General features: G+C 71.0%; 17 protein-coding genes. 2 read left to right on the top strand and 15 right to left on the bottom strand.

What is annotated here, in order from left to right; translation table 11 throughout:
• Positions 1-21 precede the first annotated feature (21 nt).
• The 11 genes from AB0I21_RS49255 to AB0I21_RS49205 all read right to left on the bottom strand — a co-directional run bounded on the left by AB0I21_RS49255 (position 22) and on the right by AB0I21_RS49205 (position 13,609).
• Positions 22-2,571 carry a tetratricopeptide repeat protein gene (locus AB0I21_RS49255; protein WP_360571699.1) on the bottom strand — a complete coding sequence of 850 codons (2,550 nt, stop codon included), beginning with the start codon at positions 2,569-2,571 and terminating at the stop codon, positions 22-24.
• Positions 2,572-2,950: 379 nt separating this feature from the next.
• Positions 2,951-3,679 (bottom strand): GntR family transcriptional regulator, encoded by a 729-nt coding sequence (locus tag AB0I21_RS49250; RefSeq protein WP_360571698.1) that lies wholly within the window; start codon positions 3,677-3,679, stop codon positions 2,951-2,953.
• A 44-nt stretch (positions 3,680-3,723) separates the two neighbouring features.
• The gene (locus AB0I21_RS49245) at positions 3,724-4,926 is read right to left on the bottom strand and encodes a membrane dipeptidase (protein ID WP_360571696.1); all 1,203 of its coding nucleotides are present in this window, start codon (positions 4,924-4,926) and stop codon (positions 3,724-3,726) included.
• Positions 4,927-4,938: 12 nt separating this feature from the next.
• Entirely contained in the window at positions 4,939-5,931 is a 993-nt protein-coding gene (locus tag AB0I21_RS49240) for a dipeptide ABC transporter ATP-binding protein (protein WP_360571694.1), read from the bottom strand.
• Entirely contained in the window at positions 5,915-6,901 is a 987-nt protein-coding gene (locus AB0I21_RS49235) for an ABC transporter ATP-binding protein (protein ID WP_360571692.1), read from the bottom strand. Before AB0I21_RS49235 ends, AB0I21_RS49240 begins: the two co-directional genes overlap by 17 nt.
• The gene (locus tag AB0I21_RS49230) at positions 6,901-7,752 is read right to left on the bottom strand and encodes an alpha/beta hydrolase (protein WP_360571690.1); all 852 of its coding nucleotides are present in this window, start codon (positions 7,750-7,752) and stop codon (positions 6,901-6,903) included. The genes AB0I21_RS49235 and AB0I21_RS49230 overlap by 1 nt, the downstream gene beginning before the upstream one ends.
• A complete protein-coding gene (locus AB0I21_RS49225; RefSeq protein WP_360571688.1) occupies positions 7,749-8,927 on the bottom strand; it encodes a Xaa-Pro peptidase family protein in 1,179 nt (392 codons plus the stop codon). Before AB0I21_RS49225 ends, AB0I21_RS49230 begins: the two co-directional genes overlap by 4 nt.
• 3 nt (positions 8,928-8,930) lie before the next feature.
• A complete protein-coding gene (locus AB0I21_RS49220) occupies positions 8,931-9,806 on the bottom strand; it encodes an ABC transporter permease (protein ID WP_360571686.1) in 876 nt (291 codons plus the stop codon).
• The gene (locus AB0I21_RS49215; protein WP_360571684.1) at positions 9,803-10,756 is read right to left on the bottom strand and encodes an ABC transporter permease; all 954 of its coding nucleotides are present in this window, start codon (positions 10,754-10,756) and stop codon (positions 9,803-9,805) included. The genes AB0I21_RS49220 and AB0I21_RS49215 overlap by 4 nt, the downstream gene beginning before the upstream one ends.
• 37 nt (positions 10,757-10,793) lie before the next feature.
• Complete coding sequence (locus AB0I21_RS49210; RefSeq protein ID WP_360571682.1) at positions 10,794-12,410, bottom strand: ABC transporter substrate-binding protein; 1,617 nt, start codon at positions 12,408-12,410, stop codon at positions 10,794-10,796.
• The gene (locus AB0I21_RS49205) at positions 12,407-13,609 is read right to left on the bottom strand and encodes a membrane dipeptidase (RefSeq protein ID WP_360571680.1); all 1,203 of its coding nucleotides are present in this window, start codon (positions 13,607-13,609) and stop codon (positions 12,407-12,409) included. Before AB0I21_RS49205 ends, AB0I21_RS49210 begins: the two co-directional genes overlap by 4 nt.
• A gap of 303 nt (positions 13,610-13,912) precedes the next feature.
• Here AB0I21_RS49205 and AB0I21_RS49200 point away from each other — a divergent pair, with 303 nt between their 5' ends.
• On the top strand, positions 13,913-14,740 hold the full coding sequence (locus AB0I21_RS49200; protein WP_360571678.1) for an FAD/NAD(P)-binding oxidoreductase: 828 nt from the start codon (positions 13,913-13,915) through the stop codon (positions 14,738-14,740).
• A 69-nt stretch (positions 14,741-14,809) separates the two neighbouring features.
• On the opposite strand, the gene AB0I21_RS49195 is transcribed toward AB0I21_RS49200, so the two are convergent.
• Complete coding sequence (locus tag AB0I21_RS49195) at positions 14,810-15,445, bottom strand: hypothetical protein (RefSeq protein ID WP_360571676.1); 636 nt, start codon at positions 15,443-15,445, stop codon at positions 14,810-14,812.
• 59 nt (positions 15,446-15,504) lie between these two features.
• Here AB0I21_RS49195 and AB0I21_RS49190 point away from each other — a divergent pair, with 59 nt between their 5' ends.
• A complete protein-coding gene (locus AB0I21_RS49190; protein WP_360571674.1) occupies positions 15,505-16,197 on the top strand; it encodes a MerR family transcriptional regulator in 693 nt (230 codons plus the stop codon).
• Positions 16,198-16,385: 188 nt separating this feature from the next.
• Here the strand turns inward: AB0I21_RS49190 and AB0I21_RS49185 are convergent, their stop codons facing one another.
• From AB0I21_RS49185 to AB0I21_RS49175, 3 genes are all read right to left on the bottom strand, one after another.
• Entirely contained in the window at positions 16,386-18,986 is a 2,601-nt protein-coding gene (locus AB0I21_RS49185; RefSeq protein WP_360571672.1) for a CHAT domain-containing tetratricopeptide repeat protein, read from the bottom strand.
• 159 nt (positions 18,987-19,145) lie between these two features.
• A complete protein-coding gene (locus tag AB0I21_RS49180) occupies positions 19,146-19,586 on the bottom strand; it encodes a hypothetical protein (protein WP_360571670.1) in 441 nt (146 codons plus the stop codon).
• A 150-nt stretch (positions 19,587-19,736) separates the two neighbouring features.
• Complete coding sequence (locus AB0I21_RS49175) at positions 19,737-22,535, bottom strand: BTAD domain-containing putative transcriptional regulator (RefSeq protein WP_360571668.1); 2,799 nt, start codon at positions 22,533-22,535, stop codon at positions 19,737-19,739.
• Between the last annotated feature and the right edge of the window lie 258 nt (positions 22,536-22,793).

Below are 22,793 nucleotides of genomic sequence, written 5' to 3'. Positions count from 1 at the left end.
ACCTGAGCAGAAGAGGATCCGTCAATCGTGTTGGTCGTGGCCGGTGTCAGGTGAGGCGTCGAGGGCGATGAGGCAGGCCCTTACGTCGTGGGCATCCGGGGATCCGAGGCGGGTGTGCAGGGCCAGGGCGTGTTCATAGTGGTGCCGGGCGCGGACGAGGTCGCCGAGAATGTGGTGGGCGCGGCCGGCGCCGGTGTGGGCGCGGGCCTGCTGATCGGGGATGACGCCGGTGCTCAGGGCGGTGGTGTGGTGGGTCAGCGCGTCGGCGGGGCGGCCGGCGGCGAGGGTGGCTTCGCCCAGGCCGTTGAGCGCTCGGATCTCGCCGCCGCGCTCACCTGACTCCCGGAAGAGGGTGAGGGCCCGCTGGTGGAGCGCGATGGCCTGGTCAGGCCGGCCGAGGCGGGTCTGGACGCTGCCGAGGCCGTACAGCGCCCAGGCTTCCCCGCGCGGGTAGCCGAGCTGTCGGAGCAGGGCCAGCGCCTGCTCCTGGCGGTCGGCGGCTTCCTGGTAGCGGCCCAGCCCCATCTCAGCGAGGCCGAGGTTGTGCAGCGCCATGGCTTCTTCGCGGGGGTAGCCGAGCCGCCGGTACAGGGCCAGCGCCTGCTCGAGGCGGTCGGCGGCGGCCTGATGGCGGCCCAGGTGGTCTTCTGCGACACCGAGGTTGTGCAGTGCCATGGCTTCACCGATGGTGTGGGAGGTCTGCCGGTACAGTGCCAGCGCCTGCTCGAGGCGGTCGGCGGAGGCCTGGTAGAAGCCTCGGTGGTCCTCGACGACGCCGAGGTTCGTCAGCACGCGGGCTTCGCCGATCAGGTCGCCGGCTTGCCGGAACAGCACTGACGCCTGGAGGAGATGCTCCGTGGCCAGCTCCAGCCGGCCGAGGCGGATGTTGATGCCGCCGAGGCCGAGCTGCGCGTGGGCCTGCCCGGCCGGATCACCAGTTTGCCGGGCGGCGTCGCGGGCGTGTGCGTGGATGGTGAGCGCGTCGATGTAGTGGCCGCCCTCGAGATAGCGGTACAGGGTCATCGACAGCCGCACGGCGTGGGCGGGCCAGCCGTGGGTGGCAGTGTGCGCGGCAGCGGCTACCAGGCAGGGCCGTTCGGTGTCCAGCCACCGCCGGGCGGTGCCGGGGTCGGCCAGTTCCGGGGTTGAGGTGGTGGCCGGCGGAGCGGTGCCGGGTCGGCCGCGGGCATCGACGAGGCGCAGCTGTTGCGTGGCGGCCGCGGCGGTGACCAGGTAGTAGTCGAACAGTCGGGTCGACGCCGCCCGGCGGTCGGCGTCGGAGTCGTGCGCGGTGGTGAGGGTGGTGGCGTAGGCGCGTAGCAGGTCGTGCATGCCGTACCGGGCCGGGCCGGTGGGATGCACGAGGTGGGCCCGGGCGAGCCGGTCGAGGGCGAGGCGGGCCTGCGACAGGCTGGTGTCGGTGAGCGCGGCGGTGGCGTAGGCGTCGATGTCGGGGCCGGGGTGCAGGCCCAGCAGCCGGAAGGTGCGGGCGGCGTCGACCGGTAGGTGGCGCATCGACCAGGAGAACACCGCCGTGACGGCGGCGCGGGGGTCGCCGTCGGCGTCGAGCAGGTCCAGGCGGTGCTGTTGGTCGGCCAGTTCGATGACCAGTTCGGCCAGGGGGGTGGTGGGGCGGGCGACGGCGAGTTCAGCGGCGACCCGCAGCGCCAAGGGGAGATGGGCGCATTGGGTGGCGAGGATGGCCGCGGCGTCGGGGTCGGCGTCGACGCGGTGGCCGATGAGCCGGTGCAGCAACGTGATCGCGTCGGCCGGGGGGAGCAGGTCGAGGTCGAGGCGGTGGGCGCCGTTGACGGCGACCAGTCCGGCGAGGCTGTCGCGGCTGGTCACCAGGACCAGGCAGGAACCGGTTCCGGGTAGCAGGGGACGGACCTGGTCGACGGTGGCGGCGTTGTCGAGCGCGATGAGCAGGCGTCGGCCGGTGAGCTCGGTGCGGTAGCGGGCGGCGCGTTCGTCGAGGTCGGCGGGGATGTCGGTGCCGGGCACCCCGAGGGCGGTGAGGAACCGGGCCAGCACCTCGGCGGGGGTGGCGGGCTGGGCGGGGTCATAGCCGCGCAGGTTGACGTACAGCTGCCCGTCGGGGAACCGGTCGAGGGTCTGGTGTGCCCAGTGCACCGCGAGGGCGGTCTTGCCCACGCCGGCCGTGCCGGCGATCGCGGAGATCACCACCGCGGCCGGCCGGTCATGGTCGTCGAGCAGCTTGGTGAGCTGTCGCAGCTGGTCGGTTCGGCCGACGAATCCGGCCACGTCTGCGGGCAGCTGCGCCGGAACGGGTCGTCCGTGGGCCGGGGGAGTGCCGGCGGCGCTCGTCGGGGCCTTGTCCGCGGGCTGCTGGTCGGTGCCGTCGAGCGCGGACCGGCAGAACCGGTCCCGTTCGGCGCCGGCGAGCGCGAACGCGTCGGCCAGTAGTCGTACCGTTCCAGGCCGGGCGCGGCCGGTCTGGCCGGCTTCGAGGTTACGGATGGTGCGCACGCTCACGCCCGTTTCGGCTGCCAGGTCTTCCTGCGTCATACCTAGCCGCTGGCGGTGGGCCCGTACCTGCGCGCTGAACATCCGATCCTTTCCGTAGAAGCCCCAGCACCCGCTGGGTGAGGACCGGCGCATGGGCCCTGACCGATGCCGTGCCCATGATGCCAACGGGCGAAGTTGCCGGTCAACTGCCGCCCATTGACCTGGCGGTTACCACCGCGCCCGGCGATCGTAAGGGTGCCGATACCTGGTATCGGCACTTCGCCAAGGAAGACGCGCGCCAGGGTGACGGGCCGGCAAACGGGGGCGGCCCATCACCCTGGCGGGAAACATCAGAGGCGCATCCGGTCACGCCACCACCGTCGCTGGGCGGTTCTCCGCGGCGGGGGCGAGGTCGTCCAGGTGCACGCCACTGCGTTGCACACGGGCCGGACGACGCCCAGCCGCCCAGAACCGCCGGCGGTCAGCCGGCGCGGGTGATCCGCAGCGTCAGGATGTCGGTGCGCACCGTGATGTGGCCGTGGAAGAGGGCCAGCTCTTCGGCCGTGTAGCCGATCTGGGTGGCGCTCACCAGCGGGTGCCCGAGCGGCACTCCGAGGCGGTCGACGGCCTCCTCGTCGGCCAGGACCGCGGCGAAGTCGATCTCGGCGCGGCGGACCGGCATGCCGGTGGCGCCGGCCAGGAACTCGAACATGTCGTGGTCGATGCTGAGCAGGCCCGACGGGTCGAGGTCCCGGCCGCCGACGGCGAGCGGGAGGTGGTCGCGGATCCAGGCCGCGGCCACCCCGTCGACGGCGAAGAGGCGGTCGACGCGCCACACCGGGTCACCGGGCGCCAGGCCGAGGACCTTGGCGCAGTCGTCCGGGCAGGCGGTGCGGCTCACCGACGCGTCCTGGAGGGCGGGGCTGTGGCCCGAGGCGGTGATGCGGTCGCGCAGCGCGGTGACGTCGCTGATCGAGACCGGGACCCGCTCGGCCGGCTCCCGGACGAACGTGCCGACACCCCAGGTGCGGGTCAGGATGCCCTCGGCGGCGAGCTGGCCGAGCACCTCGCGCACGGTGGCGCGGCTGACCGTCAACCGGTCCGCGAGCTCCCGCTCGTTGGGCAGCTTGTCACCGCTCAGGAACTCGCTGCCGATCAACTCGCGCAGCTGCATCTGCGCGGCCTGGAGCGCGGTTTCGCGCCGAGCCATTCAGTCCCACCTCTCCGCCGTCCAGAGTGTAATGGCGCCGGCCGCTACCAGACCTGTTCGAGCACGCGCAGGGTGTTGCCCCCGATGACCTTGGCGATCTCGTCGTCCGAATAGTCGTGTTTGACCAGCCAGCCGACGATGTTGCCGAACGCCTCGCCCGGGTTCTCCAGGCCGGAGACGTACTCCACCCTGGGGTGCGACGGCTTCTTCCCGCTGTCGTGGGCATAGTTGCCCGCGTACGTGTTGTGCACCCCGACGTGGTCACCGAACATCGTGTCCGGGCCGAACGTGACATGGTCGATGCCGACCAGGTCGACGCAGTACGTGAAGTGGTCCATCACCGACTCGATCGAGTGCTCCAGGTGCTGCTCCGACAGCGTGGTGTGCGGCGCCGCCTCGATGCCGATGACGCCGCCCCGCTCGGCGCACGCGCGGATCACCTCGTCCGGCTTCATCCGCGCGGTGTCCCACACCGACCGTGCGCCGGCGTGCGTGATGAACACCGGCACCCGGCTGGCCTCGATGACGTCCAGGCAGGTCTGGTCGCCGCTGTGCGAGATGTCGATGGCGATGCCGAGCTTGTTCATCCGGTCGACGGCGCGCCGGCCGAAGTGGGTCAGCCCGCCGTCGCGCGGCTCGGAGAGCCCGCCGCCGAGCATGTTCGCCTGGCTGTACGCGACACCGAGCTGCCGGACGCCGAAGCCGTACAGGATGTCGATGCGGTCCAGCTCGTTCTCGATCGGGGTGCAGCACTCCAGCCCGGCGACCAGGGCGAGCCGGCCGTCGCGCTTGGCGGCCCGGATGTCGTCGACCGACGTGGCCAGCCGCACGTGGTCCTGCTTGTACAGGTCGCTCATCCGCATCCCGAGCGCGTAGATCAGGTCGTTCCACTTCCAGCCGTTCTCGCTGGTCACGCAGGAAGCGCCGGCCATGAAGTTGTCGAAGACCGCGGTCAGGCCGGAGCGCGCGAGCCCCTCGTACCCGGTCCGCTGGCGCGCGGTGCGGTTGTAGGCGCGCAGCTGCCGCACGTCGGACGGGAGGACCACGGGGTGCTCGTGCAGCGAGATCGCGACGTGCTCGGCGAGGAGCCGGGTCACCCGCTGCCGCTGCGCGTCGGAGAGCCCGAGGTCGTGTTCGGGCACCCGGCCGACCTCCGGGGCCAGGCCGAATTCCCGGTAGTCGAGGTGCGGCTCAAGGTACGAGTAGGACTTGTGGCCCTGGTACCGGGTCGCGGGTTCTTGCAGCACAGCACATTCTCCTTATGCGGCGGTCAGCGGATAGTGGCAGGCGACCGATCGCCCTTCGCCGGTCAGCAGCGGCTCGACGTGGGCGCAGGTTTCCGAGGCCTGCCAGCAGCGGGTCCGGAACCGGCAGCCGGACGGCGGGTCGACGGGGCTCGGCGGGTCGCCGGCGAGCAGGATCCGCTGCCGTTCGGCCCGGCCCACGGGCTCCGGCACGGGGACCGCCGACAACAGCGCCTTGGTGTAGGGGTGCTGCGGCGCGTCGTACAGCGGCGCCTCGGGTCCGGTCTCGACCAGCTTGCCGAGGTACATCACCGCCACCCGGTCCGAGATGTGCCGGACCACCGACAGGTCGTGGGCGATGAAGACGTACGCCACGCCGAGCTCGCGCTGCAGCCGCTCCAGCAGGTTGACCACCTGGGCCTGGACCGAAACGTCGAGCGCGGAGACCGGCTCGTCGCAGATGATGACGTCAGGCCGCAGGGCGAGCGCCCGGGCGATGCCGATCCGCTGCCGCTGACCGCCGGAGAACTGGTGCGGATAGCGGTCCAGGTGCAGCGACGGGTCGAGACCGACCAGCTCGAGCAACTCCTTGACCCGGTCCAGCCGACGCCGGCGGTCCACCACGTCCGGGTGGATCTCGAACGGCTGGAGCAGGATGTCGCGCACGGTGCGCCGCGGGTTCAGCGAGGTGTACGGGTCCTGGAGCACGATCTGGATCCGCCGGCGCAGCTCCCGCAGCCGGCGGCCCCGCGCGGTGTGCACGACGGCGTCGCCGAAGCGCACCTCGCCGGACGTCGGGCGTTCCAGCCCGACCAGCATCCGGGCGAGCGTGCTCTTGCCGCAGCCGGACTCGCCGACGACCCCGAGGGTCTCGCCGCGCCGGAGGTCGAAGGACACCCCGTCGACGGCCTTGACCACCCCGCCGGACGTGAAGGGCAGCCGGCCCTTCACCGGGAAGTGCCGGACCAGGTTGTCGACCCGGAGCACCGGGTCATCGGTGGCTGACATGCAGCAGCTCCTCCCGGTGGTGGCAGGCGCTGGCCCGGCCGTGCGGCAGCGGCGACAGCGGCGGCAGCGTGGATCGGCAGGTGTCGTCGGCACGCGGGCAGCGCAGGTGGAACGGGCAACCGGCCGGCAGCCGCGCCGGGTTCGGCGGGGCACCGGGGATCGCGTACAGCTCCTCGTCGCGCCGGTCGACCCGGGGCATCGAGGCGAGCAGCCCTTCGGTGTACGGGTGGGCCGGGCCGCCGAAGATCTGCTCCACGGTGGCCCGCTCGACGAGCCGGCCGGCGTACATCACCGCCACGTCGTCGGCGACCTCGGCGACCACGCCCAGGTCGTGCGTGATGAGCAGCAGGGCCATCCCGCTGTCCCGCTGGATCTCGGCGATCAGCCCCATCACCTGGGCCTGCACCGTGACGTCGAGCGCGGTCGTCGGCTCATCGGCGATCAGCACCGCCGGTTCGAGCGCGATGGCCAGCGCGATCATGACGCGCTGCCGCATCCCGCCGGAGAACTGGTGCGGGTAGTCGCGCACCCGGTCCCTGGCGGCCGGGATGCGCACCCGGTCGACCAGCTCGACCGCGCGCCGCCGGGCGTCCGACCGCGACAGTCCACGCCGGACCCGCAGCAGCTCGCTGAGCTGCTCACCGACCGTGTAGACCGGGTTCAGCGCGGCCATGGCGTCCTGGAAGACCATGCCGATCTCCTCGCCGCTGACCTTGTCACGCTGCTTCGCCGGCAGCGTCAGCAGCTCCCGGCCGCGCAGCCGCACCGATCCGCTGACCTGCGCCGGGGGCGTGTCGAGAATGCCCATGACCGCTTGCGCGGTGACGCTCTTGCCCGAGCCGGACTCGCCGAGGATGGCCAGCGTCCGCCCGGGCTCCAGGGCGAGGGACACGCCGTTGACCGCCCGTACCGGCGCGCTGCCCGGCCCAGGGAAGCTGACCCGCAGGTCCTCGACCTCCAGCAGCGCCATCACACGACTCCGGCCTCGGCCAGGAAGTCCCGGACGGTCCGCTGGAACAGCTCCGGCTCCTCGAGCTGGGGGGAGTGGCCGGACTGCTCGAACACGACCAGCCGGGCGTCGGGGATCAGCTCCGCGATCGTCTCCGACGCGGCCACCGGCGTGCGCCAGTCGTGCCGGCCCACGGTGACCAGGGTCGGGCAGATGACCGACGGGAGTTTCGGCTTCAGGTCGTACCGCGGCATGTTCTGCCCGAACGCCGCGTTGTGCGTCCGGTAGTGGAACCGGGTCGCGGCCAGCTTGGCGGCGTCCTTCGCCGGGTCGTGCTGGTGGTCGTAGAGCGGCAGGATCGCCTTCCAGTACTCGCGCAGCTGCTCGTTGCTCTCGAACCGGCCGGTGCCGATGCGGTCGATCGCCCACTGTGGAATGACGGTCCGGTCGGTGGACTTCGCCCGCTCGACGGCGAGGTGGTCGTGCGCGGTGTCGGCCGCGGTGTCCCGCAGGACGAGCGCCGAGACCCGGTCGGGGTGGGCGACGGCGTACTCCAGCGCGATGAACCCGCCGTACGATCCGCCGGCCATGACGATCCGCTCGTGGCCGAAGTACGCGCGGATCGCGTCCACGTCGGCGACCCACTGCGCGTGGGTGAACGGCTCGTGGTCGCTGGACTCGCCGGAGCCGCGGGCATCGAAGACGATGACCCGGAACGTGTCGGCGAACGGGCCGAACGACCGCTTCGGCTCGGACCGGGAGCCCAGGCCCGGCGCGCCGTGGTGCACGATCATCGCCGGCCCGTCCTGCGGGCCGAATGCCTCGACCACCAGCTCGGCGCCGTTGACGGTCAGCCGCTCATGGAAACTCATCGGACCTCCTCGATGACGGTGGACGCCAGGTCGCGGGGGTGGCTGGTGAGCCGGCGCGGTCCGGCCGCCTCGACCAGCACCGTGTCGGAGATGCGGTAGCCGGCGTGCCCCGGCACGTACACGCCGGGCTCGCTGGACAGCAGCATCCCGGGGGCCAGGACGGTGGTGTCGCCGTCCTCGACCCACGGCGGCTCGTGGTTCTGCAACCCGATGCCGTGGCCCTGCCGGTGCCTGATGTAGTCGCCGAGACCGTGGCCCCGCAGCACGTCCAGGCAGATCTTGTTGACCTCGGCGCAGGTCCGCCCGGCTACCATCGCCTGGGTGCCGACCTCCTGCGCCTCCCGGTCGGCCTCGTAGTAGCGCTGCTGCTCCGGGGTCGGCTCGCCGATCACGAACGTCCGCTCACTCTCCACGAACCGGCTCGCCACCGCCGCGCCGAGCGAGAGGATCAGGGTGTCGCCGGGCCGGACCCGCCGCCGGGTCGGCAGGCCGTGCGGCAGCGCCGAGTTCGGCCCGGCGTAGACCAGCCCACCGGCGAGCTTGGTGGTGTAGACGACCATGTCGTAGTCGGCGTACATCCGGTCCGTGCCGTAGCCGATGACGTGCCGGGCGATCTCGTCCTCGCGGGGCAGTTCGTCGCCCCGGCGCAGCGCGTCGGCGATCAGCCCCCGGCCCGCGGCCAGCATCTCGTCGCAGATGCGCGCCGCCGCCTCGTGGAACGGGATCTCCTCGGGCCGCTTGCGCAGCCGCAGCCTGGCCACCGCGTCGGTGGTCTCCAGGGTGGTGGTCTCGCCGAGGGCCGCCGACAGCGCGCGGAACGCCCCGACCGACACGCCGGCGCCCACCCCGATCCGGCGCGCCCCGCGGCCGGCCAGCGCCGCGGCGAGCGTCTGCTCGGCGGTGACCACGCCGGGGTACTCGAAGTAGCTGACCGTCTCGACCGTGACCCGCTGCTGGGCGGCGTACTCGTCATCCAGGCGGGGGATCACCAGCAGCGGGTCGCCGGAGCGCGGCATCCACAGGTACACCGGCCGCTCGGTGGCGATGTAGAAGAACCCGCAGAGGTATGCCACGTCGGCGGGGGAGGTGGCGAGGAAGCCGTCGAGGCCGCGTTCGCCGAGCGCCTCGGTCAGCTCGGCGCGGACGGACGAGTAGAAACTGTCGGGCAGGCGCACGGGTCAGCCTCCGTTCCGGCGGGGGTCGCGGATGTCGTTGAAGCGCATGCCGGCCACGGTGGCGGCAAGGACGAGCAGCAGGATCGCCAGCGACGGGAACAGCGTCTGCCACCAGGCGATGGCGACCACGCCGCTGCGCTGGGCGTTGAGCAGGATCCGCCCCCACGACCACGAGTCGGGGTCACCGAGGCCGAGGAAGCTCAGCCCCGCCTCGGAGATGACCGCGCGGGACGCGGTCAGCAGCACGCTCACCACGATCAGCGGGACCACCGCGGGCAGGATCTCGCGGGTGACGATCCGCCAGCCGCTCGCGCCGAGCACCCGCGCGCCGTCGATGTAGGGCATCGCGGACACGACCAGGCCTTGCGAGCGGATCAGCCGGGCCACCTCGGGCCAGGCGAAGACGCCGATGATCACGGTGAGCGTCCAGACGCTCGGGTTGACGATCGCGGCCAGCATGATCATCAGGGGGAGGGTCGGCAGCGCCAGCATCACGTCGGTGACGACCGTGCCGACGGCGTCGACCGGCCGGAAATACGCCGAGGCGAGTCCGATCGCGGTGCCGAGCACGATCGCGATGAGTGAGGCGGCCACACCGATCATCAGGCTGGTCCGGGTGCCCCAGACCACCTGGGCGAAGATGTCCTGGCCGAGGTCGTCGGTGCCGAACCAGTGCGCGCCCGAGGGTCCGACGAGCACGTCATTGCCCGTGCCGACGGGCTCGTCGGCGATCAGCGGGGCGGCGAGCGCGACCACGACCATCACCGCCAGCACCGTCGCCGCGAGCAGCCCGGAGGGCTGACGCAGGAAGGCGCGCCAGGCCGGCTTGGCGCTGGGGGCCGCTTCCGCCGCCGCCTCCGGCATGAGCGGCGCGCTCACAGCCGGATCCTCGGGTTGAGCACGGCGTAGAGCAGGTCGGTGAGCGTGTTGGCAACCACGACGGTGATCGCGAGCATGATGAACGCTCCTTGCAGGACGGGGTAGTCGCGTTGCCCGACGGCCTCGTAGATGAGCCGGCCGACTCCGGGGTAGGCGAACACGGTCTCGGTGAGCACGGCGCCGCCGACCAGCGTGCCGAGCTGGAGGCCCATCAGGGTCAGCGCGGGCAGGATCGCGTTGCGCAGGGCGTGCTTCCACAGCCGGCGGCGGCCGGAGAGGCCGCGGGCGCGGGCGGCGCGGATGTAGTCCTCGCCGAGGACGTCGACCAGGTTGGTGCGCAGCGTCAGCGCGTACGGGCCGAGTTGCACGAGGACCAGTGAGAGCACCGGCAGCACCAGGTGGTGCGCCAGGCTGAGATAGGCGGCGGCGCCCCGGGTGTCGGGGTCGATCGCCCCGCCGATCGGGAACCAGCCGAGCCGGGCGCCGACGAAGACCAGCAGCAGCATGGCCACGCTGGGCACGAAGAGCGCGTGCCCGCCGATGCCGAAGCCCTGCAGCACCTTGTCCGGCCAGCGGTCGCGATGGGCCGCCGCGAACACGCCGATCGGGATGCCGATGGCGATGGTCAGCACGAACGCCGTGCCGGCCAGCAGCAGTGTCCACGGCAGCCGGTCGAGGAGGATCTCGCTCACCGGCTGGATCTGCCGGAACGATATCCCGAAGTTGCCGTGCAGCAGCTCGCGAAGATACGCGACGTACTGCTCGAACAGCGGCCGGTCCAGGCCGTAGGTCTTGAGCAGGGCGGCCCGCATCTCAGGGGTCATGTCGCCCTCGACCATCAGGGTCGTGGGGTCCCCCGGGAGCAACCGGAGCAGGAAAAACGTCGCGGTGATCGCTATCCAGATCGTCAGTACGGCCTTCAGCGCCCGGTTGAGCACGAAGCGTGCCACGGGGGACCCCCTCCTTTCTTACGCCGGCGTCGGCCGGTCAGCCGACCGGCTTGACCTGGGCGAGCGAGTACGCGGTGACCATGCCGAGCAGGTCGGAGGGCGACGCGACGAAGCCCTGGAACTTGCTGGCGTTGTAGGCGAACTGGAAGTTCTCCACGTACAGCGGGGTCAGGTACGCCTGGTCGTGCACGACCTTGTCGATGTTCTTGATCTTCTCGACGAAGGTGGCGTGGTCGGTGGTACCGGCGGCGTCGTTGATCAGCCGGTCCATCTCGTCCGACTTGAGCAGGTTGTAGTTGATCCCACCCGGGTTGCTGGACAGGTACGTGCTGCGCAGCTGGTCCATCGGGTTGTCGAAGACGCCCCACTGCGACGCGTCGATGTCGTACTTGCCTTCCTTGGTGCGGCTCAGGAAGGTGTTGCGCTCAACGCACTCGTTCTTCAACTTGATGCCGGCCTGCTCGGCGCTCTCCCGGAACAGCTGCACCACCCGGGTCATGTTGGCGTTCGACTGGTCGCAGGCGACGCCGAGCTCCAGCCCGTCGAAGAAGCCGTCGCCGTTGCCGTCCTTGTAGCCAGCCGCGGTGAGCTTGGCCTTCGCCCCCGCCGGGTCGAACGCGTACGGCTGGAGCTGGGTGTTGTCGTACTCGGCGAAGATCGGCGAGATGGGGCCGGCCATCTGCTGCGCGTCGCCCTGCAGCACCGAGGCGATGATGGCCTTGGTGTCGACCGCCATCGACAGCGCCTGCCGGACCTCCTGCTTGGCCAGGTCCTTGTTGTTCATGTTGTACGTCAGGTGGGCGAAGCCGAGCGCGCCGACCTTGGTCAGCTTGATCTTCGAGTCGCCCTGGAAGGTCTTCGCCGCGGACGTCGGCACCGGGGTGCCCATCAGGTCGATGTCGCCGTTGCGCAGCGCCAGCATCATCGTGTTGACGTCCGGGTAGATGCGGTACTCGACCTTGCTGACGGCCGCCTTGCCGCCGGGCGCGAGCGGGTACTTGTCGTTGCGCTTCATCACGTACCGCTGGCCCTTGGTGGCGCTCTCCAGCACGAACGGCCCGGCGCCGACCCAGTTGGAGTCGTTGGGGAACTTCGACAGGTCGCCGGCGGACTCGAAGACGTGCCTGGGCACGACCGACATCCAGAAGCCGACACCCTCGGCGAACGGCGCGTACGCCTGCGAGAGGTGGAACTTCACCGTCGTCGCGTCCGGCGCCTCGACCGAGGTGACCCAGGTGAGCTTGGCGGCGACGTTGCCGAGCTTGTACTTCATGATCGACTCGGCGCTGAACTTGACGTCATCGGCGACCACCGGCTTGCCGTCGGTCCACACGAAGTCGTCGCGCAGCTTGAACACCGCGGTCTTGCCGCCGTCCTCGTAGCTGTAGTCCTTCGCCAGCTCCGGCGCCTTCTTCGCGTTCTCGTCGATCCGCAGCAGGTGCGGGTACATCGCGTTGAGAATCCAGGAGTCGGTCTTGCTCAGCGACTGCAGCGGGTTGAAGTTGGAGACGTCGGTCGTGGTGCCGATCCGCAGCACCGCGTCGCCGGCGCTGCTGCCCTTCGACGAGTCGTTGTCCTCGTTGAGCCCGCAGCCGGACAGGGTCAGGGCGACCGCCGCGCCGAGCGCGACGGCGGCCTTGCTCAGGTTCCTCACCAAACCTCCTGAAGTACGCGAATGATGTTGCCGCCGATGACCTTGGCGATCTCGTCATCGGAGTAGTCGTGCTGGACCAGCCAGCCGACGATGTTGCTGAAGCACTCGGCCGGGTTCTCGAGCCCGGAGACGTACGGCACGCGCGGGTGGTCGACCGCGCCGTGCGCCCGGCCGATCGCCAGGTGCCCGACGAAGCTGTCGTGCAGGCCGACGTGGTCGCCGAAGTTGGTGTCCGGTCCGAACGCCACGTGGTCGATGCCGACCAGCTCGACGCAGTGGGTGAAGTGGTCCATCACCGACTCGATCGAGTGGTGCGGGTGCTTCGCGGACAGGGTGGTGTGCGGGGCGGCCTCGATGCCGATCACGCCGCCGCGCTCGGCGCAGGCGCGGATCACGTCGTCCGGCTTCATCCGGGGCGTGTCCCAGACCGTGCGCGAGCCGGCGTGGGTGATGAAGACCGGCACCCGGCTGGCCTCGATCACGTCGCGGGACGTCTGGTCGCCGGAGTGCGAGATGTCGATGGCGATGCCGAGCTTGTTCATCCGGTCGACGGCGCGGCGGCCGAAGTGGGTGAGGCCGCCGTCGCGGTCCTCGGAGAGCCCGCTGCCGAGCATGTTGGCCTGGCTGTAGGCGATGCCCATCTGGCGCACGCCGAAGCCGTACAGGATGTCGATCCGGTCCAGCTCGTTCTCGATCATCGTGGCCGCCTCCAGCCCCGCCACCAGGGCGAGCCGGCCGTCGCGCTTGGCCGCGAAGATCTCGTCGAGGGTGGTCGCCACCACCACGTAGTCCTGCTTGGCGACATCGGCGAAGCGCAGCCCGATGTCATAGATGACGTCGTCCCACTTCCAGGCGTGCTCGCTGGTGACGCAGCCGGTGCCGTTCATGAAGTTGTCGAAGACGGCGGTGAGGCCGGACCGCGCGAGCCCTTCGAACCCGAAGGCGTTGCGTCCGGTGCGGTTGTAGTCCCGCAGTTGCGTGACGTCGGCAGGAAGGATCTTGGGGTGCTCGTGCAGCGAGATCGCGGCGTGCTCGCTGAGCAGCCTGGCGACCCGTTCCCGCTGGCTGTCGGAGAGCCCGAGGTCGTGCTCGGGCACCCGGCCCAGCTGCGGGGCCAGTTCGAACACCTTGAAGTCGGTATGGGGGGCCAGGTAGTCGAACGACTGGTATCCCTCGTACCGGGCGGCGGGTTCCTGCACGCGTCCACCTCACGTTGGCATGGATTGAAGGCCTGAGGACAGAGGTCTGACCTCCGGCCACTGGCACTGTACGTGCGGTGGCGCGCGCCGGGAAAGCCATCGTGACCGGACTGTTACGTGTTACAGCCGGGTTTCGTCGTTCGATATTTTTCTCTCTCGATTCATCGACGTTGGCGTGCAGCGCCGGGGCAGCGGTTGCGGCGGGAGCAGGTGACGGCGGCGCTGTGGCCGGAGTTCGAGCCCTCGGCGGCGGCCGCGAATGTGCGGAAGGCGTTGCATTCCGCCCGGCGGATCCTGCATTCCATGGATGGCGCGGAATACATCGTTTCGGCGGGAGATCTGCTGTTTCTGCCGCCCGGCCGGCTTTCGGTCGATGTCGGCGACCACGAGGTCCTCGCACGGTTCGACGGCGGCCGGGTGCTCGTGGGCGTCACGTCGACCCCGTTCAAGTGTCCACCGGCGCCGAGCGAGACCGCGCTCATGCTGCACGACCTGCTGTCCGCTCGCGGCATCCGGGACCGCTCGCGGGTCGACCTCGTGATGCCGCTGGGCGCGCCGATCCCGCCGTCGCCGGCCGCCTCCGCGGCGCTGCTGACGGCGTTCGCCGAGCGGGGCATCGGCTGGCACCCGAACCGGCTGGTGCGCGGGCTCGACCCGCGGCGCAAGGTGGCGCTGCTCGCCGACGGCGGCGAGCTGCCGTTCGACCTGTTCCTCGGGGTGCCCGTGCACCGGGCGCCGCAGGTGGTGCTGGACTCCGGGATGTGCGTCGACGGCTGGATCCCGGTCGACTCGCTGACCCTGCGCACGCGGTATGAGGGTGTCTACGCGGTCGGCGACGTGACCAGCGTCGGCACGCCCAAGGCCGGGGTGTTCGCCGAGGGACAGGCGGCGGTCGTCGCCGAGCAGATCATCGCGGCGCACCGCGGCGACGGTGCCTCGGCGACGTACGACGGCACCGGCATTTGCTTCGTCGAGTTCGGCGAGGAGCGCATCGGCCGCGTCCAGGTGACGTTCCGCCGGGGCGAGAGGCCGTTCGGCACCTTCGACGACGCCTCCGACGTCTACCGGGCGGACAAGACCGAGTTCGGGTCGAGCCGGGTCCGGCGGTGGTTCGGCCGCGCCTGGAGCTGAACCGCGCCGGCCGGTCCCACGCACCGGCGGCCGGCAGGACTCGTCGCCGCAGTCCCACGACGAGGAGGCTCAGCGCCGGCGCTGGGACCTCTCCGAGCGCCTGACGGGCGTGACACCGACCAGCCCGACCGCGGCGAACCACACCATGACCGGCAGGTGCAGCGCATAGCCGACCTGCTCGAGCGCGACCGGGGGCCCCGCCGTCGCGCTGGTCCAGGGGATGACGACAGCGGCCAGTCCCGATGCCGCGGCGACGGCTCCGGTACTGCGCAACGCCCGAGACAGGCCACGGCTCAGCACGACGGTGGCGGCGACCCAGAGCAGCCCGGCGAGGTTGACCGTCCACTTCGCGACGAGCAGCACCGCCGCGGCCGCCGCCGGCGCGGCGGTCAGCTGGGTGACCGCGAGGTTCCCGGCGTCGTGGAGCAGCCCGGCGAGCCCGGCCGCGGCCAGCAGACCGGCCGCGACCGCGGTGGACGGCCGGGCCATGGTGAGCGCGGCGACCAGCAGCGCCAGCCAGCCGGCGACGTCGAGGGCGAGGGCGGCGAGGTGCAGCTCGGTCCGTTCGGCGACCGCGCCGAGCGTCGGGGGCAGGTCGGAGGGGTTCAGGGTCAGCCCGGCCGCTACGGCGACGACCGCCCCGGCGAGCAGCGCCCCGACCGACGACAGCAGCAGCAGGCCCGCGGGCCGTGCGATGGTGGTCATGGGCGGCGACGCTAGAACCTTGGTGCAGGGCGAAGGTCAAGCCGCGGAGGAGGGGCACCGTGTGGCGGATCGGGCAGCTCGCGCGCATGGCCGGTGTCTCCGGCGACACGCTGCGCCACTACGACCGGATCGGGCTGTTGCGGCCGGCGGCGGTGGACGCGGCGACCGGCTACCGGTGGTACGGGGTGGACGAGCTGACCCGCCTCGAACGCGTCCGCGGCCTGCAGCGGCTCGGGCTGCCGCTGCGCCGGATCGCCGAGCTGCTCGACGCGCCCGACGCGCAGGTGCGCGCGGCGCTCACCGACACCGTGGCCGAGCTGCGCCGGGACATCGCGGCGAAGACCGCGGCGGTGGCGGCCGCCGAGGACCGGCTCGCCGCCGCGACGCCGGTCCTGCCGCAGGTGGCCACGGTCGGCCCGCGCCGGCTGCGGGTCCGCCGGTTCCAGGTCGGCGACCCGGGCGAGCTCGGCCCGCTGTGTGCCGGCGGGACGCTGCTCACGTGGCTGAGCGGCCCGCCGGGAGCCCCGTTCTCGGCGGCCGTCGCCGACCGCGGCGGCGAGCCGCTGACGCTGCCGCCGCGGCGGGTGGTGCGGGCCGTCGTGCCGCCGGACTGGGGGGTGGTGCGCTCGGGACTGGACCTGTTCGACTGGGTCCGGCGGCACCGGCTGCCGGTCGCCGGGCCGACGGTCGAGGAGCACCTGACCGACGGCGACGGCACCACGGCCACCGTGCTGGAGATCCCGGTCGGCTAGGTGGTGTGTCGAAGTCGGGACCGTGGTTTGACCTGGCCTGACGCGATTGGGTGTGCGTGTCGGAGATCGGCAATGGACGAGGTCTCCGGGGTGGCAGGCTGAACCGGACGTGCGAGTTCATCGCATCCGGCTCTCCACGGACTGAACACAGTTTTGGCGCGGTACGGGGTCGGCGCCTACCTGGAGGCTCACGTGCGGCCGCTCGTCGTCGGGTGCAATGGCCCGGGGTCTCCGTAGCAGACGAATGCGCCCCAGGTTGCCGGTGGGGCTCCCGCATGGTGCATGTCGAGTTGGGCAAGGCGCAGCGCGTCGGCTTTGCCGTGGCCCTCTGCCAGGTAGGTGTAGAAGTGTGTCATCAAGGTCGCCGTTTCCTTGTCGGGGACCTTCCACAGGCTTGCGACGACCGTCCGGACTCCGGCCCGGATGAACCCGGCGCGCAGGCTGGAGTGGCCGGAGGAAGCGAGGATGTCGCCCAGCCCGGTGTCGCATGCCGAAAGAACAACGAGGTCGGTGCCGAGGATGTCCAAGCCGGCGATGTCGGCGTATGTCAGCAGGCCGGACTCGGCGTCGGGTCCCGGGTCACCGTGCCGCAGCCACGTGTTGGCACCAGCCAGGGCCAGCCCGCAACGTAGCTCCGGATCCCCGCGTAGGTGTTCGAATCTGGTGGGAAGCGCGTCGGCCCGTCCAACGGTCGACGCCAGTGTGTCTGGTCCCCGGTCCGCTCCGCTGATGAAGGCGTAGCCATGGGTGGCGATGTGCAGGATCCGTGGCGAGTGCAACGCACGGATGTGCGCTTTCAGGGCGTCTGGCCCGGCCAGCAGACGGGCGCAGGCGAGCAGACCCGCGACGCGTTCACCCTCCACCAGCGTGCCTTCGAGTGGCGTGAACGTGCCGGTTGCGCTGTCGAGATCAGTGGCGGCAAGATCGTAGTCCGGCGCCGCGACCACCACATCGCGCCCGGAGGCGATGCCGAATGGTGACATCCAGTCGCGGGCGACCTCGTCGAGCCCGTTGGCGTAGGTCACGGTGATGTCAGCCAGCCATGGTTCCCCGTCCCGCTCGAGCGACAGGGCTCCGAGTGGGACGTGCAGCAGCGGGCCTCCATCGACGACGAAGGTCACGCGTCGGCAGGCGTCGAGGAGTGGACGCAACGGCCCGATGACGACGCTGGCGAGCATCGCCGCCGCGTCAGCGTCGGCGTCCCGGCTCCGTGCGGACAGATCTCGGAACGTCGCCGCACGGCTGGGGCCCGCCAGCGCGGCACGGGCACGCAACGCACAGGCATCGACGACACTTGTCGAACCCAGCGTGACGGTCCGGATCTGCGCGCCAGGTCCCATCACGAGGGCCCGGTACTGCCCGACGGGTTCGGGTAGCCGTACGACTTCCACAACGCACTCCTCGGCACCGAGCGCGCGCCGCAGGGTGGCCACCTGGGTCGAGGAGAACGGCATCGCCTGCTCGGATGTGATGGGCCGGGCTCGTAGTTGCTCCCCAAGGTCTGCCGCGGTCGTCTGGAGGTGTCCTCGGTGTTGCACGAGCTCCATGAATGCCTCGATACCGCGGTGGTCACCCTCCCACGCCGGCGGCGACTGTTGCTTGAGTCCGGCCAGTTCCGCCGCGGTCGATCGCTGACGCCGTTCGAGCCCGGCTTCCTCGGCCGACGTGACGAGCCATGCCGAGCCGAAGAACAGGTCCGGCAAGCGGCGACGCCATGCGGCCACACCCGCGGCCTCGATGAGAAGTTCCTCCGACGCCGCACCATGCAAGGTCATGGCCAGGTGATGGTCGGCGTGACGGATCATGTTCGTCTGTGTCAGACGCGCGTCACGGTCGTCCTGCGTCGCGACCGCGCCGGACATGAGCCAGGCTCCGTCCGACGCGAGAGCGCCGCGGCATGCATCGAGCGACTCCGACGGATGTACACCCGCGACAGCGATGCTCAGGGCTTCCCATGTCGCTGCCACCAGCGGACTTGCGTTGGTGAGGTGTGCTTGCCGGATGGCCAGCACTCGCCGGTACAGCACGCTCGCCTGATCCAGGTCTCCCTGTCGTTGGTGAACGCGCGCGACATGCATCAGGTTGTCTGCCAGAACCGTGCTCGACTGGCCGTGCTCGGCGGTCAGAACGGTCACCGCCGTTCGGTATGCGTCCAGGGCTCCGTTGAGGTCCCCTCGCGCCTCGCGCAGGTGTCCCCATCCGGTGAACGCGTGCACCGCTGCCGGGTTGAGGGGGTGACGGCCCCAGATCGCGACCGATCGCTCGTAGTGCGTATCGGCCTGGTCCATGAGGTTTTGCTGAGCCGCGACGGCGCCAAGTTGCGCGTGCACCGCTGCCTCCTCGAGGCTGTCAGGTCCGCGCAGTGCGCGCAGGACGTCGCGCTGTTCCACAAGCGTTCGTTCGGCCTTCTCCCACTCGTTGCGCCGCAGCCGACACCAGCTGATTCTGGACAAGGTCCACAGCACCGGCTCGCTGCTCGTCCCGTACACCACCTTGCGGATCTGTAACGCTTCGCGCAGGTCGTGTGCGTACGACCAGTCGGTATCCCCGTCGACCTCCAACACAGGGGCGTGTTCATCCGTGGTAGGAAAGTGGACGCGTGCCGACCGGGAAAGCGCTGCGGCCAGCTCCGGATCGTTGGCTGGAAGGTGGTCCCGGCACCATTGGACAGCCTGCTGAGCGGCCATCCACGCGGCCGAGCGGGCCCGATGGTCCGACATTGCCGACGGGTCGGCGAGCGTCGCCTCCACCGCAGCACAGAGTTGGTGGTAATCGTCGTCGACGACCATCGGACCGTCCTTCGGTTGTCCTTCGCGCCCCTCCAATTCTGCAGTCGTTGTCATCCGGTCCCGCACTCTTCACCGTCCGGCGCGAACGGCCCGCCAGGATCGCGCCTGACGGGCCGTTGCGTGGTGCCTGACCGGTTCACCGTGTCCGGTGCCTGCGGGCTACGGCGAAACGATGGCCTGCCATCCGGGAGCCTCGTCCCAGATGCTGCCTGATTCCGTCAGGCACTCCTGGATGTCGATGTACTCCGTGGTGCCGACAGGGTAGTTGAAGCTGAAGTACTTGTAGCTGGAGTTGTTCCCGTCGGTGTCGGACACGAACTCGTCACGGGTGAAGACGCTGTCGTTGTACCAGGTCTTGATCTTCAGGCACGCGCCGTGCCCGTCGGACGCCGTGTCGCGGATGTAGCCGGTCACGTAGACACGGCCGCCGCTGACGTACGAGTCGCCCTGTGCGTGGGCGCCGACAATGTCGGACGCCCAGTACGTGTTGCCTTTCCAGGCTCCCACCGGGGTCACCGCACCCGCCGGCGCGGCGGTGACGGCGATGGCGCTGATCGCCACGACGGCCACCGCGACGACACGGCGGGTCCAGCTACCCATCAAGATCTCCCCGTACGACCTACCCGCTCTCATGATCTTCGTGCCTCCCGTGATTAGGGTCTCCGACCGGCGCGGACCTGGCGCCGCTGGTTGGGACCACCGTGCCAGGTCGAGGTTGGACCAACCCTGGGCGAAGCTTGAATCCGCTGGTCAGGACCGTGCCGGCCCGGCGTCGGGGCGGCGGAGCTTGTCGCGGATCTGATTGGCTTCGGACGGGCTCTGCTCGCCGATCCGGTCCAGCGCCCGTTGCCAGACGTCGCGGGCCGCTTCGAGGTCACCGGAGGCGTGGTGGCTGTCCCCGAGGTGGTCCATGGTCTCGGCCTCCCCGTACCGATCGCCGGTGCTCCGGTAGAGGGCGAGCGCGTGCCCGAAGCATTCGATCGCCAGTTCGTGGCGACCGAGCCGCTGATGCGCGTAGCCGAGGCTGTCCCAGGTCTTCGCCGCTCCCGTGCGGTTGTCCAGGGCTTCGTGCAGCGTCAGCGCCAGCTGGCAGTAGCTGATGGCCTGTCGGTAGTCGCCGGCCTGGGCGTGGTCCCAGCCGACCGCGTTGAGGGCCTTCGCCTGCCCGACCTTGTGACCGGCGGCCTGGAACAGCGCCAGTGCCCGCTCGTCGTGCCGCAACGCGCCCCGCTGCCGGCCCTGCCACTCACACACCCAGCCCAGGAACAGGCACGTGTAGGCCTGGCCGACGTGGTCACCCAGCTCACCGAACAGGTCGAAGGCGCGCTGCAGGTGGGCCGTGGCATCCTCCGGCCGGCCGGTGTGGTTGCATGCCAGGGCCAGGTCGCGGTGGGCGTGGGCCTGCCCGACCAGGTCCCGCGCACGTTCCGCGCTCGCCAACGCGACGCGCTGGGTGGCGGTGAGATCCTGCCAGCGCGCCCCGCGGCTGAGGAACGTGGCGGTGGCCCATGCCAGTCTCCATACGTGGCCGTCGTATCCGGCCTCCGCGGCCTGGTCGACGGCCGTCAGTATCACCGACTGTTCGGTGACGAACCACTCGAGCGCCTCCGCCTGACCGGCGAACTGCTCGGCGGTGACGCCCGGCCGGGCCGGCGGCAGGCTGATCGGTTCCCGGTGGGGCTCGATCAGCAGGGCGCCGGCGTACGCGGTGTGCAGGTAGTGATCGAGCATCCGGTGCAGCGCGACCTGCCGGTCGTCGTCGGCTTCGACGATCTCGGTGGCGTAGGTGCGCAGCAGGTCGTGCAGCGCGTACCGGCCGGGAGTGAGCAGAATGGCCACGTTCGCCCGGACCAATTCCTCCAGCAGCGACCGCGCGCGGCCACCCGTCAGCCCGGCGAGGCTGGCGACGGCCGGTGCGGTGACCGTCGGGCCGGGATGCACGCCCAGCAACCGGAACACCCGGGCGGCGTCGGCGTCGAGGGCATGGTAGGACCAGGAGAACACCGCGCGGAGATCGGCATCGGGATCTCCGCCGGCGAATGCGTCCAGGTTCCCGCGGTTGTGGACGAGGTCGTCGGCCAGCGCCCCGAGCGGGACGGCTGGGTTCGTGGCCGCACGGGCCGCGACGATGGACAGCGCCAGAGGCAGCCCCACGCATGCGGCGACGATCCGGTCCACCGACGGCCGGTCCGCCGCCGACTCCGAGCCGAGTCTGCGGGTCAGCAGGTCGCGTGCCTCTGCAGGGGCGAGCACATGCAGCACCAGCGGTTGCGCTCCGTCGGTGGCGACCAGTCCGGGCAGCTGGTTGCGGCTGGTCACCACGACCGCGCAGCCCGCGGATCCGGGCAGCAGCGGGCGGACCTGGTCGGCGTCGTAGGCGTTGTCCAACATGATCAGCATGCGCTTGCCAGCGACCAGGCTGCGGTACAGCGCGGTCTGGGCGTGCAGGTCGGAGGGGATGGCGGAGGGCGCCACGGCGAGCGCCTCCAGCAGCGAACGAATCGCCATGGCGGGCGACTGACGCCGGCCGGACCGGCTGAACCCGTGCAGGTTCAGGTAGAGCTGCCCGTCGGGAAACCGGTGCAGGTTGTCGTGTGCCCACCGCAGCGCGAGCCACGTCTTGCCGATGCCTCCCGCGCCTGTGATCGTCACGATCGGCATGGTGGGCTCCGAGCCGGGCCGGTGACCGAGCATCTCCGTCAGCCGGGCCAGTTCCCGGCTCCGGCCGACGAACAGCCGCGGCGGCGCCGGCAGCTGGCGTGGTAAGGGCGGGGTCACCGTCGGCGGCTCGGAGCCGGCGGTGGCGGGTGTCGCGAATGCCGCGTCCTCGGTCAGGATCCGCTGATGGAGCTCCCGCAGCGCGGGACCGGGGTCGGCACCGAGCTCCTCGACCAGCAGTCGCCGGGTCCGCTCGTAGTGGCCCAGCGCGTCGGCCTGCCGACCGGACCGGTACAGGGCCAGCATGAGCTGACCGGCGAGGCGTTCGTCGAGCGGGTACGCCCGGGCTCGGGCCGCCAGCCCGGGCAGGAGCTCGGCATGGCGGCCCCGACGCAGAGCGACGTCGTTGCGGTCCAGCTCCACCGCGAAACGGTGCTGGCTCAACTGGTCTCGCAGCGCGCCCAGCCATGGGCTGTCCAGACCGGCGAAGGCCTCGCCCCGCCACAGTGCGAGCGCCTGATCGAACAGCGCGAGCGCGTCGCCGTCGTCGGCCGTCCGCGCGCTCATGGCGAGCCGGTGGAACTGGACGAGGTCGACGGCGGACGGGTCGACGGCAAGGACGTACCCGCCGCTTCTTCGGTGCGGGCCGGCCTCGCCGGTGACGGACAGCGCCCGCCGGAGGCGGGAAAGGTAGCTGTACAACGTTTCGCGTGCCCGCTGAGGAGGGCGATCCGCCCAGATCCTCTCCAGGAGCTGGCTGACCGACACGACCGTATTCGCGTCGACCAGCAGCACCGCCAGCACGGATCGCTGCCGGCCGTGACCGAGGTCGACCAGCTGGCCTCCGATGTCCGCCTCGAGACTGCCGAGCAGGCGGAACCGCAAACTCAAGTGCACCCCCCGTGCGTATCGGCCGGCGCCCTGACAGGGACACGCAGCCAGGCAGTCAATAGTACAGAGTCGATGCCTGGACCCTGCCCGGTTCGGCGCCGCGCGCCGGGGGCCGTGCCGGTCAGCCGCGGTCGGCGCGGCGCCAGGTGAGCCGGACCATGAGCCCGGCGTCGTCGACGTCCCCGCCGAACGGCCGCGGCGAGTCCAGCTCGACCTCGCGGCGCCGGCGCAGACCGCCGAAGCCGGAGGTGTCGCCCG

The sequence above is a fragment of the Dactylosporangium sp. NPDC050588 genome, assembly GCF_040654975.1.
GTDB lineage: Bacteria > Actinomycetota > Actinomycetes > Mycobacteriales > Micromonosporaceae > Dactylosporangium > Dactylosporangium maewongense.
Note: the sequence above shows the minus strand (reverse complement) of the source record. Positions and strands in the feature narration are given on the sequence as shown.

Excerpts from the sequence above, each read along its gene's own strand:
- AB0I21_RS49255 (WP_360571699.1), bottom strand. The coding sequence starts at position 2,571 with ATGTTCAGCGCGCAGGTACGGGCCCACCGCCAGCGGCTAGGTATGACG.
- AB0I21_RS49250 (WP_360571698.1), bottom strand. The coding sequence starts at position 3,679 with ATGGCTCGGCGCGAAACCGCGCTCCAGGCCGCGCAGATGCAGCTGCGC.
- AB0I21_RS49240 (WP_360571694.1), bottom strand. The coding sequence starts at position 5,931 with ATGTCAGCCACCGATGACCCGGTGCTCCGGGTCGACAACCTGGTCCGG.
- AB0I21_RS49235 (WP_360571692.1), bottom strand. The coding sequence starts at position 6,901 with ATGGCGCTGCTGGAGGTCGAGGACCTGCGGGTCAGCTTCCCTGGGCCG.
- AB0I21_RS49230 (WP_360571690.1), bottom strand. The coding sequence starts at position 7,752 with ATGAGTTTCCATGAGCGGCTGACCGTCAACGGCGCCGAGCTGGTGGTC.
- AB0I21_RS49200 (WP_360571678.1), top strand. The coding sequence starts at position 13,913 with ATGGATGGCGCGGAATACATCGTTTCGGCGGGAGATCTGCTGTTTCTG.
- AB0I21_RS49195 (WP_360571676.1), bottom strand. The coding sequence starts at position 15,445 with ATGACCACCATCGCACGGCCCGCGGGCCTGCTGCTGCTGTCGTCGGTC.
- AB0I21_RS49185 (WP_360571672.1), bottom strand. The coding sequence starts at position 18,986 with ATGGTCGTCGACGACGATTACCACCAACTCTGTGCTGCGGTGGAGGCG.
- AB0I21_RS49180 (WP_360571670.1), bottom strand. The coding sequence starts at position 19,586 with ATGGGTAGCTGGACCCGCCGTGTCGTCGCGGTGGCCGTCGTGGCGATC.